10 protein-coding genes are annotated in these 12060 nt (G+C 70.6%); 9 read left to right on the forward strand and 1 reads right to left on the reverse strand.

All coding sequences use genetic code 11. From position 1 onward, the window contains the following. The first annotated feature begins 67 nt into the window (after positions 1–67). From gcvH to CR470_RS17445, 3 genes are all read left to right on the forward strand, one after another. A complete protein-coding gene (gcvH, locus tag CR470_RS17435; protein ID WP_010060008.1) occupies positions 68–445 on the forward strand; it encodes a glycine cleavage system protein GcvH in 378 nt (125 codons plus the stop codon). A gap of 19 nt (positions 446–464) precedes the next feature. Next, on the forward strand, positions 465–1724 hold the full coding sequence (gene glyA / locus CR470_RS17440; RefSeq protein WP_097868520.1) for a serine hydroxymethyltransferase: 1260 nt from the start codon (positions 465–467) through the stop codon (positions 1722–1724). 199 nt (positions 1725–1923) lie between these two features. Further along, the gene (locus CR470_RS17445) at positions 1924–3309 is read left to right on the forward strand and encodes an L-serine ammonia-lyase (protein ID WP_097868521.1); all 1386 of its coding nucleotides are present in this window, start codon (positions 1924–1926) and stop codon (positions 3307–3309) included. Between the two features lie 26 nt (positions 3310–3335). Here the strand turns inward: CR470_RS17445 and CR470_RS40070 are convergent, their stop codons facing one another. Further along, entirely contained in the window at positions 3336–4505 is a 1170-nt protein-coding gene (locus CR470_RS40070; RefSeq protein WP_218923769.1) for a hypothetical protein, read from the reverse strand. 283 nt (positions 4506–4788) lie between these two features. On the opposite strand from CR470_RS40070, the gene CR470_RS17460 reads away from it, so the two are divergent. From CR470_RS17460 to fsxC, 6 genes are all read left to right on the forward strand, one after another. Next, complete coding sequence (locus tag CR470_RS17460; RefSeq protein ID WP_097868524.1) at positions 4789–4980, forward strand: hypothetical protein; 192 nt, start codon at positions 4789–4791, stop codon at positions 4978–4980. 95 nt (positions 4981–5075) lie between these two features. Next, entirely contained in the window at positions 5076–6068 is a 993-nt protein-coding gene (locus tag CR470_RS17465) for an alpha/beta fold hydrolase (protein ID WP_097868525.1), read from the forward strand. Next, positions 6065–8125: a hypothetical protein gene (locus tag CR470_RS17470; protein ID WP_097868526.1), complete on the forward strand. Its 2061-nt coding sequence runs from the start codon at positions 6065–6067 to the stop codon at positions 8123–8125. Before CR470_RS17465 ends, CR470_RS17470 begins: the two co-directional genes overlap by 4 nt. Further along, on the forward strand, positions 8122–9078 hold the full coding sequence (locus CR470_RS17475; RefSeq protein WP_097868527.1) for an AAA family ATPase: 957 nt from the start codon (positions 8122–8124) through the stop codon (positions 9076–9078). Before CR470_RS17470 ends, CR470_RS17475 begins: the two co-directional genes overlap by 4 nt. Further along, complete coding sequence (locus CR470_RS40555; protein ID WP_257138739.1) at positions 9071–11236, forward strand: SAV_2336 N-terminal domain-related protein; 2166 nt, start codon at positions 9071–9073, stop codon at positions 11234–11236. The genes CR470_RS17475 and CR470_RS40555 overlap by 8 nt, the downstream gene beginning before the upstream one ends. Then, positions 11164–12000 (forward strand): FxsC protein, encoded by an 837-nt coding sequence (fsxC, locus tag CR470_RS17480; RefSeq protein WP_257138740.1) that lies wholly within the window; start codon positions 11164–11166, stop codon positions 11998–12000. The genes CR470_RS40555 and fsxC overlap by 73 nt, the downstream gene beginning before the upstream one ends. The last annotated feature ends 60 nt before the right edge of the window (positions 12001–12060 follow it).

A 12060-nucleotide genomic window follows, 5' to 3' on the forward strand; every position in this document is an offset into this window, starting at 1 on the left:
TACCTCCATCTCACACCGTAAGACCACCGTTCATCAGCACTCCCCCGCGTACAGGAGAATTCAGGTCATGAGCAACCCCCAGCAGCTGCGGTACAGCAAGGAGCACGAGTGGCTGTCGGCCCTCGAGGACGGCGTGGCCACCATCGGCATCACGGAGTACGCGGCCAACGCGCTCGGTGACGTCGTCTACGCCCAGCTCCCGGAGGTCGGCGACACGGTGACCGCGGGCGAGACCTGCGGCGAACTGGAGTCGACCAAGTCCGTCAGCGACCTGTACTCGCCGGTGACCGGTGAGGTGACGGCGGCCAACCAGGACGTCGTGGACGACCCCTCGCTGGTGAACTCCGCTCCCTTCGAGGGCGGCTGGCTGTTCAAGGTGCGCGTCGCGGAGGAGCCGGCCGACCTGCTCTCCGCCGACGAGTACACCGCGTTCTCCGGCAACTGAGACCTTAAGGGACCCCCTGATGTCGCTTCTGAACTCCTCCCTCCACGAGCTGGACCCGGACGTCGCCGCCGCCGTCGACGCCGAGCTCCACCGTCAGCAGTCCACCCTCGAAATGATCGCCTCGGAGAACTTCGCTCCGGTCGCCGTCATGGAGGCGCAGGGCTCCGTCCTCACCAACAAGTACGCCGAGGGCTACCCGGGCCGCCGCTACTACGGCGGCTGTGAGCACGTCGACGTCGTCGAGCAGATCGCGATCGACCGGATCAAGGCCCTGTTCGGCGCCGAGGCCGCGAACGTGCAGCCGCACTCCGGCGCCCAGGCGAACGCCGCCGCGATGTTCGCGCTGCTGAAGCCGGGCGACACGATCATGGGCCTGAACCTGGCCCACGGCGGTCACCTGACCCACGGCATGAAGATCAACTTCTCCGGCAAGCTCTACAACGTGGTCCCGTACCACGTCGACGAGAGCGGCGTCGTGGACATGGAGGAGGTCGAGCGCCTCGCCAAGGAGTCCCAGCCGAAGCTGATCGTGGCCGGCTGGTCCGCCTACCCGCGCCAGCTGGACTTCGCCGCCTTCCGCCGCATCGCGGACGAGGTCGGCGCGTACCTGATGGTCGACATGGCGCACTTCGCGGGCCTGGTCGCGGCCGGTCTGCACCCCAACCCGGTGCCGCACGCCCACGTCGTCACCACCACCACGCACAAGACCCTCGGCGGTCCGCGCGGTGGCGTGATCCTCTCCACCCAGGAGCTCGCCAAGAAGATCAACTCCGCGGTCTTCCCGGGTCAGCAGGGCGGCCCGCTGGAGCACGTGATCGCGGCCAAGGCGGTCTCGTTCAAGATCGCGGCGGGCGAGGAGTTCAAGGAGCGCCAGCAGCGCACCCTGGACGGCGCGCGGATCCTGGCCGAGCGCCTGGTCCAGCCGGACGTCACCGAGGTGGGCGTATCGGTCCTCTCCGGCGGCACCGACGTGCACCTGGTCCTGGTCGACCTGCGCAACTCGGAGCTGGATGGCCAGCAGGCCGAGGACCGGCTCCACGAGCTGGGCATCACGGTCAACCGGAACGCCATCCCGAACGACCCGCGTCCCCCGATGGTCACCTCGGGCCTGCGGATCGGCACCCCGGCGCTGGCCACCCGCGGCTTCGGCACCGAGGACTTCACCGAGGTCGCGGAGATCATCGCCGCCGCCCTCAAGCCGTCCTACGACGCGGACGACCTCAAGGCCCGCGTGGTCGCGCTGGCCGAGAAGTTCCCGCTGTACCCCGGCCTGAAGTAGCGCCTGGCCTGCGGTTCTGCACGTTCGGGCGGGGCACCGCGCACACTGAACAGAGTGAGCGTGGTGCCCCGACCCGTGTCCCTCCGCTCTCGCCCCGCTTGCCCCCGCGGGCCGCACCCCGGCCCGTTCCGCACCACCCGGCCCGTTCTCGCACCACCCAGGCAGACAACGGCGTCTTCCAACCCCAAGGAGTCCTCCCGTGGCCATCTCGGTCTTCGACCTCTTCTCGGTCGGCATCGGCCCGTCCAGCTCCCACACGGTGGGCCCGATGCGCGCCGCCCGGATGTTCGCGCGCCGCCTGAAGAACGAGGGCCTGCTCGCGCACACCGCCTCGATACGGGCCGAACTGTACGGTTCCCTCGGCGCGACCGGCCACGGGCACGGCACGCCCAAGGCGGTCCTGCTCGGCCTGGAGGGCGAGTCGCCCCAGACCGTGGACGTGGAGTCCGCCGACGGCCGCGTCGAGGAGATCCGCGGCAGCGGCAGGCTCAACCTGCTGGGCATGCACGAGATCCCGTTCGACTTCGACGAGGACCTGGTCCTGCACCGCCGCAAGGCGCTCCCGTACCACGCCAACGGCATGACGATCCTCGCGTACGACGCCGAGGGCGCCCCGGTCCTGGAGAAGACGTACTACTCGGTCGGCGGCGGCTTCGTCGTCGACGAGGACGCGGTGGCCGGGGAGAACCCGATCGTCCCGGACGACACGGCCCTCAAGCACCCGTTCCGCACCGGCGACGAACTGCTGCGGCTCTCGCGGGAGACCGGTCTCTCGATCTCCTCGATGATGCTGGAGAACGAGCTGGCCTGGCGCACCGAGGCGGAGATCCGCTCCGGGCTGCTGGACATCTGGCGCGTCATGCAGGCCTGCGTCTCGCGCGGCATGTCCCGCGAGGGCATCCTCCCCGGCGGCCTCAAGGTCCGCCGCCGCGCCGCGAACTCGGCCCGCCAGCTGCGCGCCGAGGGCGACCCGCAGGCCCACGCGATGGAGTGGATCACTCTGTACGCGATGGCGGTCAACGAGGAGAACGCGGCGGGCGGCCGCGTCGTCACCGCCCCCACCAACGGCGCGGCGGGCATCATCCCCGCCGTTCTGCACTACTACATGAACTTCGCGGCCGGCGGCTGCACCGAGACCGAGAAGGAGGACAGCGTCGTGCGCTTCCTCCTCGCGGCCGGTGCGATCGGCCTGCTGTTCAAGGAGAACGCCTCGATCTCCGGCGCCGAGGTCGGCTGCCAGGGCGAGGTCGGCTCCGCCTGCTCGATGGCGGCCGGAGCCCTGGCCGAGGTCCTCGGCGGCTCCCCCGAGCAGGTGGAGAACGCCGCCGAGATCGGCATGGAGCACAATCTGGGCCTGACCTGCGACCCGGTCGGCGGCCTCGTCCAGATCCCCTGCATCGAGCGCAACGGCATGGCGGCGGTGAAGGCGGTCACCGCGGCGCGGATGGCGCTGCGGGGCGACGGCAGCCACAAGGTCTCCCTCGACAAGGTCATCAAGACCATGAAGGAGACCGGGGCCGACATGAGCGTGAAGTACAAGGAGACGGCGCGGGGCGGGCTGGCGGTGAACATCATCGAGTGCTGACCCCGTAGGCCCTGAACAGCGCTTTTCTATCTTCCCGTGCTGTCAGGGCCTTGGCCGTCGCCCAGCAGCTCGGGAACGTTGATGAGCCCAGCGGCGGGGTCGGGGCGGCCCTGCACATAGGCCAGGTGGGTGGCTGTCAGGTGGGTCAGCCGAGCTGCCTGCAGGACCAGCGCACGACGAGCTCCGTCCGACACGGAGCCGCGCTCCACGAACAGGGAGGCGAGACGGGCGGCCGTCGCCGCCCGACGGGCGATACGCAGGTCCGCGTGCCCCTGCTCCGACCGTGTCTGCTCGTCCACGAGTGAGAATCGCTTGGATGGTGGGAGGGCCACGCGCTCCGCTGCGGCCGGGACCACCTCGTTCAGCAGCGCGCCGAAGCGACTCGTCTGCGCGGCTCGGACGTACACCTCCCTTTCCAGTCGGTGCAGCGGCCCGGCCGTGGCTTTCCTGTCCCTCCCGTCCAGGTCCCACAGAGGCCACAGCTCCATCTCCGCCACCTCCTGAACATCGAGGAGCCCCATGGCGACCGCATCGGAACGTTGGGTCACCAGGTGGCGCCGCACGCGCGTCCCAAGTCGCTCACTCGTCTGACCCACCCAGAGGGGTTCGCCGTCGTAGTCGAAGAAGGCGTAGCAGCCGCAGCGGGCATCGGCCCATTTCCGCCCCTGCGCATCCTTCTCGTTGAGTGCCTCCTTCAGCATGGCCCGGAGACGTTGAACCCTCTGTACAGGCAGCTCTCTGGTCGTGGGGCGGAACGGCGCCTCGGAAGACAGGGGAGCGCGTCGCTCCTCAGCTGTCGTGGCAGAGGGTGCTGCTTCTGCCGACGCAGGGGGCGGTTGCGCCGCCGCTCCGGGGGGCGGGAGCGTGGGGCGCGTGCGGGCCGCTCTACGGATCTCGTCCAGTTGGCCCTTCGTGGTACTCCAGCGCGTGCGCCACTCCTTGAGGCGAGGGTCGTCACGCGATACCGGTGCGGAGGAGTCGTCGTTCGAGATCAGCGAGCGGATGAGCGACATGGTGGCGTCGACCCCCGGCATTCTCTTGCCGTTCAGCACGTCGCCGACGGTGGACTTGGAGAGCTCGGGCTTGTACTTCGCCGAGAGCCGTACGATCTTCGCCAGGCTGGGGTCTCCGCATTCGATCTTGAAATACCGAAGCTGGGTCGCGAAGGCCTGGAGGGGGTCCACTTCTGTCTGCACGTCGGGCCTTTCGCACGGGAGGGGCAGGTGGCCAGGCTAGGCAACCGCTGCGGGACGGCCCCAGTCCCCTGGCCGAGATGGGACGTTGCAGGACGGTGCTGGACGTCCCAGCCCTTCCCGGATACGGGCACCGGCGTCCCATCGCGTCCGACTCCGTCCCAGCGGTGCACCGTGCGGGAGGGTTCTCCTGCTGAGACTGCGGCACGGCAGCCCCGGTCGGGCAGGGCCGAGCCGCACAGGGCGCGCACGCCCGCCCGCCGCACAGGAAGATCGGAAACCATCGATGACTCTGCACACCATGCTCGTTGCGCTGCTCTGCGGCCTCGTCCTGTTGATGTTGACGGCAGGCAGTGTGTACCTGTGTTGGCAGCACCCCAGCGTCACGGGCTCCGTCACCGCCGGCGCGACCGTGGCCGGCGTTCTCATCGCAGCAGGCGGTGTCGCCGTCGCCGCAGCCCGGCGGGGCGATTCCTGATCGAGATCACGGGCGGCGCCCGGACCTTCACGTCCGCCGACTTCCCGACCTGCCGATTGGTACGCTCGGGCGAACGACGCCTGGGGGAGGTACGCATGGTGCCGCGGTTGGTGTTCGTCCACGGAATTGGCCCGCTTCGGGACACCGAACGTGAACTGGCCTCGTGGATCGACTCGTTGGCCCGCGGGATGCGAGCGGCCGGTCACTCGGCGGTCGCCGAGCGGCTGGCCGGCGCGGACGCGGGGATCTGTTCCTTCGTCAACTACGCCGACCTGTACGCACCCCCCGAGGCCCAGGGCAGCGGCGGGGCGCGTGCCGAGGGCGAGGCGAGCGAGCTCCTCGCCGAGCTCCTCGTCGAACTGGTCGCCGGACACACGTCCGCGCACCCCACGAGTGAGGGTCCGCACGACCGCGAGCGGCAGCACCGGGCGGGCATTCTGGCCCACGCGCGCGCCGAGGCCGGCACGCGCGGTCAGGCCCAGGGCAGCCTGGCCGTGCTGCGCAGGGCGCTGAACGTGACGACCACCCTCATGTCGCTCAAGCCGTGGGGCGGAGTCGCGCATCGGGTGACACCCAAGCTGATGGTCAACGGCCTCACTCAGGTGTCGCGCTACCTGGCGCGCGGGGAGCAGGACGCTTCGGGGCTGACCCTTGACAGCCGCGTACGGAACCGTGTGCACGAGGCGCTCGGGGATGGTCCCGCCGTCGTGGTCGCGCACTCCCTCGGAACCGTTGTCGCGCTGGAGGCACTGCACGAGCGTCAGGGGACCGTCCCCCTCCTCGTCACCCTCGGGTCTCCGATCTCGATGCGTACGGTCGTCCGGCCCAGGCTCCTTCCGCAGCCGCCGCGCACACCCGAGCGGGTCGAACGATGGCTGAACTTCTGGGACAAGGACGACATCATCGCCGTCCGCCCCCTGCTCGAACGCGATGTGCTGCCCAACACGTCCGGGGTGCTTCCCCGCAGCAGCCGCATCGACTCGGACGGGATCTGGGTCCACTCCGCCGAGAAGTACCTGGCCCAGGCTGCCGTCGCCGGTCCCGTCGCCGAAGCCCTCACGGTCGCAGAGCGACGGTCCGCCTCATGAGTGAGGGGCCCCGCCATCTTCTCGTCGTGGCGCCTCAGTGCTCCTCGATGCAGAAGCTCACCCGCCTCGGTGAGGCGGCTTCCTCGCTGTACGACGCGCTGGCCCACCCTGACCTGGGCGACTGCGCGCCGGGCCTCCCCGGCGACCGTAGCTCCCTGATCGTTGGCGATGGGCTGACGAGTACGGAGATCCGGAAGGTGATCGTCGAGGCGATCCGGTACGCCGAGGACAAGCGGGCGACACTCGTCCTCGCGCTGCTGGGGCACGGGTTCGTGCCCGGAAGCACGAACACGCTGTATTTGATGGGGGACGACTCCGCCGAGGACGCGACCGAGCGGGCGGTCAACGTGGGCGAACTGCTCGCGGCCGCCGCGAACAAGCCCGACATCCCCAGTGTGCTCGGGATCGTCGACACCTGCCACGCCGCCGGGGCGGCACCTCCGGGGCAGGACCTCACCGGCGGTGCCGGCAACGGGCGCACCCGGCTCGCCGTGCTCATGGCGTCGTCGGTCAGCCAGCAGGCGTTCGACCTCTCGTTCTCCAGGAAGCTCGCCCGCCTGATACGTGACGGTGTTCCCGGAGCGGGCCCCCGGCTGGGGGTGGACGACGTGCAGGGGGCGCTGCGCGGTTCCGTCGTCGGCCAGGACGTGACGGTCTCCCAGCACGACGGTGAGCCGCTCGCGGGGGAACGCGTCTGGGTCACTCACAACACGCGGGTCCACAACACCGCCGGCGGGCTCGTCGGGCCGATGGCGCGCGCGGACCTCGCCGAGGCCTTCGGCGCACTCGCCGCCGACGTACCGTCCCCGGCCGTACCGCACGACGTGAAGTCCGCGCTCGGCAGTCTGGAGTTACTCGAAGGACTCCGCCCGTCCCCGGCCCGTGACCGGGCCGAGGAGGCAGTCCGCTTCCTGCTCATCGCGCTGCGGACCGTCGGGTTCCTCCGTGACTGGCTCGGCGGCGAGCTGACGACGGCCCGCCTGCGCCACGCCCTGCGCCTCCTGCTCGCGTCGGAGCGCCGCGCCTTGCCCTCTGCTCTGCCCGAGTTCACCGACATCGCGATCGTGGACCAACTGGTCTTCGACCATCCGGTGACCCGGAGGGACGGCAAACCGTCGGTCGCCGCGTTCGTTGTGCGCCTCGGCCTCGCCTCCGGCAAGGACCTGGGCTCCCCCGAACTGCTCGCCTGGGCACGGTCCGTGGACGCCCAGCAGGAGCTGAACGACGCCGTGACCAAGGCCCTCGACGACCGGGAGGACCACCAGCTGCGGCTTGCCGTCAGCCTCGACTCCTCGCTGACCGGCGGCTGGCCCGAGGCGGTGAGCGCGTGGCTCCTCCAGAACGGTGAACTGCTGGACCGGCGGGACTTCAGCTGCCCCACGGTGGACCGAGGAGGGGCGGAGGCGGCGATCGAGGAAGCGGCCGACTGGGCCGAGGCGCACGCGGAGGCCCTGGGGCTGCGACTGCGCCGGCTCGACATCGCCGTGCCGAGCGCGGTGCTGCTGGAATGGCGACCGGAGGAGGCCGGCCGGGCCCTCCGCTTCGGGGTGCAGTACGACGTCGTACTGCACTGGAGCCGACGGCTCACCCCCGATCCCCTGCTGAGACGTATCCAGGGCTCGGTGAGCGAGCGGTGGGAGGAGATCGCCGCCTGCACCGGCGTACCCGTCGACTGGCTGGACGACACCGACACGGTCGACCGCCCGCCGTTGCAGGACCGGTTACGCAACGGGCACTACCGGCGGGGCATCGGCCTGATGCACCACACCGGCCTCGACGACCAGCTGATGGAGATCCTCCTCTCCTACACCCCGGTGCTGCTCTGGCCGCAGGGGGTGGAGGGGTTCCCCGCCAGCCGGCACAGCTGTCTGGAGCCTCGGTGGCTGACCATGCCGGAAGGGCTCGGCCACGCCTACCGGCAACAGTGGCGCGGCGAGCACGCCGGTCACTTCGCCGATCTCCGGGCGGTCTGGGACGACCGCGAGTGGCTGAGGTTCTGCCGGCGTGTGAGGGCCACCGTTCCCCCTGTCCAGAATACGATCAAGGAAGCCTCATGACGTGGAGTCCGTACTACCGGGGCGACGGCGTGGTGAGGCCGCAGACCCGTCTGCCCGACCCACCACCGTGGAGGACCTTCCCCCGCGTGTCGTCCGCAGGGCTGTTCGAGCCGCCGGAAGGACTGGTCGACGCGGTCAACGCGGCCCTCGCCCTGCGCCGGCCCCTGCTGATCACGGGCAGTCCGGGCACGGGCAAGTCCACCGTGATCGAGCAGGTCGCGGCGGAGCTGGCGCTCGGCCCCGTACTGCGCTGGCATGTGACCTCGCGCAGCACGCTCGGGGACGCGCTGTACCACTACGACGCCCTCGGGCGCATCCACGCGCACCGACTGCAGCAGGAGAGGACGCGCGCCGGTGCGGCTGATGCCGGCACCGACGACATCGCGGCGTTCATGACCCTGGGGCCGCTGGGCACGGCGTTGCTGCCGTCGGACCGGCCCCGTGCGCTCCTCATCGACGAGATCGACAAGGCGGATCTGGACCTTCCCGGGGATCTGCTCGATGTCCTGGAGCGCGGTGAGTTCCGCATCGAGGAGCTGCGCCGTGAAGGGCAGGACCTCGCTCACCTGCGGATGTCCGGCGAGGAGGCCACGCACCCCGTGCGCGGCGGTCATGTGCAGTGCACCGAATTCCCCTTCATCGTGATGACCAGCAACGGGGAGCAGGAGCTGCCCGCGCCGTTCCTGCGGCGATGCCTGCGCTACACGATGCCCCACCCCACACCTGAACTCGTCCGGGAAGTCGTGCGGCGACACCTCCGGCTCGACGTACCCGAATCGGGTCCGCTCGCGGATCTCGTCGACGACTTCGTCCGCCGGGTGGGCGACAGAGAACCTCTCGCGATCGATCAGCTGCTCAGCACCATCCACCTGCTGGACGGACCGGCGAAGATGGACGCAGCGGAGCGCAGCGCACTCATCGGCCTGCTGATGAAGAACCTGTCCGGTGCATGAGCGGGCAGAAGGGCTGCGCGCCGTCGTCGCCTCACTGCGCGGTCTGGACAGGGACCTCGACGCGGTGCGGATCGCCGAGATCCTCTGGCTCGCGGCCCAGGGCGCCGGCCCCCCACCGGGAGGCGGCGCGGGGAGCGACGAGGCCGCGCGGGAGGATCCGCCCGCCCCGGTGACGGCCGACGTGCCACCGACGGCCGACGTGCCACCGACGGCCTACAGCCGGGTAACGGAGACCGATCAGGCCGCGCGGAGGAGCTCACTGCACCTCCCCTGGAGGGGCGGTGCGCCCGGCTCGGGAGCGGTCGGTGCGTCCCTGCCCCGTACCGGCTCCCTACCGCACGGCAGGGAGCTGGCCCGGGCGTTGAAACCGCTGCAACGCCCATGGCCGCGCGGGCGCAGGCAGCGGCTGGACATGACGGCGACCGTGGCCGACTACGCGCGCGTCGGTGAGCTTACCCCCGTGTTCTCCGGCGAACCGGAGCGCTGGTTCGACGCGACCGTGGTCATCGACCGGTCACCGACCATGGCGGTGTGGGCCGGGACGGCCGACGAACTGGTGCGCCTCCTGGCCCGCACCGGTGTGTTCCGCACCCTTCGGGTCCGCGAGCTCTACGCGGACCCGTTCCCGGAGAGCACACCGACGCTGCACGGCCCCGGGGGTCAGCGCGTCGAGGAGGGCGGCGGGAGATCCGCACGGCCCCGACGGCTCATGTTCGTCTTCTCCGACTGGGCGTCGGCCTCGTGGCGCGACGGATCACAGTGGAACCAGCTCCGTACGTGGTCGGACTCCGTGCCCACCGTCCTCTTCAACCCGCTGCCGTCGAAGATCTGGCGGCAGACGGGCATGGGACTTCCCGCCGTGCGCGTGGTCTCACCCGGGACACCCGGCGCGACCAACGCACAACTGCGGTTCGTCAGAACACTCCTGATGGATCACGCGTTTCCGGGGACCACCGACCGCGACTGGCTGCCCGTCCCCGTGAGCTCCCTGTCACCCCACGCGGTCGGCCGCTGGGCCCGCACCCTCATGCTCGCGGATCCCGCGGGCTGCGAAGCACTGCTGCTGCCCGCGCCGGGGCTCGTCGAACAGATGGCGCAAGAGGACGAGACCGAGGGGGGAGCCGGCCCGATCAGCGGCCGGTCACTCACAGACGCCTACCTGTACCGCGCCTCGCCGGGTGCGGTCCGTCTGGCGGTGCTGTGCTCTCTGTATCCACAGGTGAGCGTCGACGTGCTCCGGGTCGTGCGGCAGAGCATGGTCCCGGAGGCGACACCCGCCGACCTGGCCGAGTTCGTTGTCGGAGGACTGGTCACCGTCACCGAGGCCGCGCAGGCGGGCGGTCATCCCGTTCTGCGGTTCAGGGACGGTACGCGCGAGCAGCTCATGCCCAGGCTCGGCGCCCGGGATGCCCGGCGTCTGAACAGGGCCGTGGACCGGTTCTTCAAGGGCAACTCGGGCTCGCTGAAACGCTTTTCGGCCGCCGTGCCGGATTCCGGGGCCGCCACGGGAATTCCGGTGGACCCCGAACCCTTCGGCGAGGTGTCGGCGGGTGTCCTGCACGCGTTGGGCCTCCCCGCCGAAACACGCGAACCGGCCGGCCGCGAGGCGACCTCCACTGCCGAGTCCCCGCAGGAACCCGTGGCCGATCCCGCTGCTGCTGCTCCTGCTCCTGCTCCTGCTCCTGCTCCTGCGGCGGCTGATCCGGAGGGCTTCGCCCCCTCCGCGCCCAGGAACCGATTTCAAGACCTTCCTGTGCAGAAGCCCGCGCAGAAGAAGGGGGTGGACGGTCGCCCGTACTTCTTTCTCAGTTACGCCCACACGCCGGGGAACGGTGGCGGCACGGACCCCGATATGTGGGTCGAACGGCTTTTCCAGGACCTCTGCGGCCACGTGATGGCCATGACCGACTTACCCGCGGGCGCGCCCGCGGGCTCTCGCCGCGCTACTTCGCCAGCGAGATCTGCGGCAAGGAGTGGTACGCCTTCGAACAGCGCGCCATCCACCACCGCGCCCGCTCCAACCAGCCCGCCGAGGCCATCGTCCCGGCGCTCTGGACGCCGGTACCACCGGGCCAACTGCCTCCCGTGGCAGCACGGTTGCGATACGACCACCGTGATCTCGGCCAACGGTACGCCAGCGACGGCCTCTACGGCCTGATCAAGCTCAGACGCTACGCCGAGGAATACGAACAGGCCGTCTACGAACTGGCCAAACGCATCGTCAGCGTCGCCGGCTCGGTCCGCATCGGCACCGGCCGGCCCGTCGACCACCGCCTCGCGCCCAGCGCTTTCGGCTCCCCCGGCGTCGAAGTGGGCACCTCCCGGCCGATGCGGATCACCATCGCGGCGCCCACCCGCCACGATCTGCCGGAAGGCCGGAGCCCGGAGTACTACGGCGACAGTCCGCAGGATTGGAACCCCTACCATCCGAATGCCGGCAGACCGCTGGCCCGTACCGCCGAGGATCTGGTGCGCTCCCTCAACTACCAGCCCTCCATCGCCTCGTTCGGCGAGGGCCGGCACGATGCCAAGGCCCTGCCGAGCACCCCCGAGATCCTGCTCGTCGACCGCTGGGCTCTCATGAACGAGGACCACCGCCGCAGGCTCGCCGCCTTCGACGCGGAGAACCGGCCCTGGGTGACCGTGGTCGTGCCGTGGAACCGTGCCGACCACCAGAGCAGAGCGGCGGAGGTCGGGCTCACCGAGATGGTCGAGGCGACCATGCCGGCCACGCTGCGGCGGGGGCGGGCCTCCCTGCACTCGGCGGCCAAGGGAGTGCCCACGATGGAGGCGTTCGAGCAGATCCTGCCCCAGGTGGCCGAGGTGGCCGCCCAGCAGTTCCTGCGGCACGCGCCGGCCGCCCCGCCCGCGGAAGACCGGCGCAGCCGTACGTTCGTGCTGAGGGAGCGCGACACTCCGTGATCGCCGGGGAGCGCCCGGCCGCCGAAGCGGGCCCCGGGGAAGCGCCGCGCCGCAGGGACT

The sequence above is a fragment of the Streptomyces sp. rh34 genome (assembly GCF_002551245.1).
Taxonomy (GTDB): domain Bacteria; phylum Actinomycetota; class Actinomycetes; order Streptomycetales; family Streptomycetaceae; genus Streptomyces.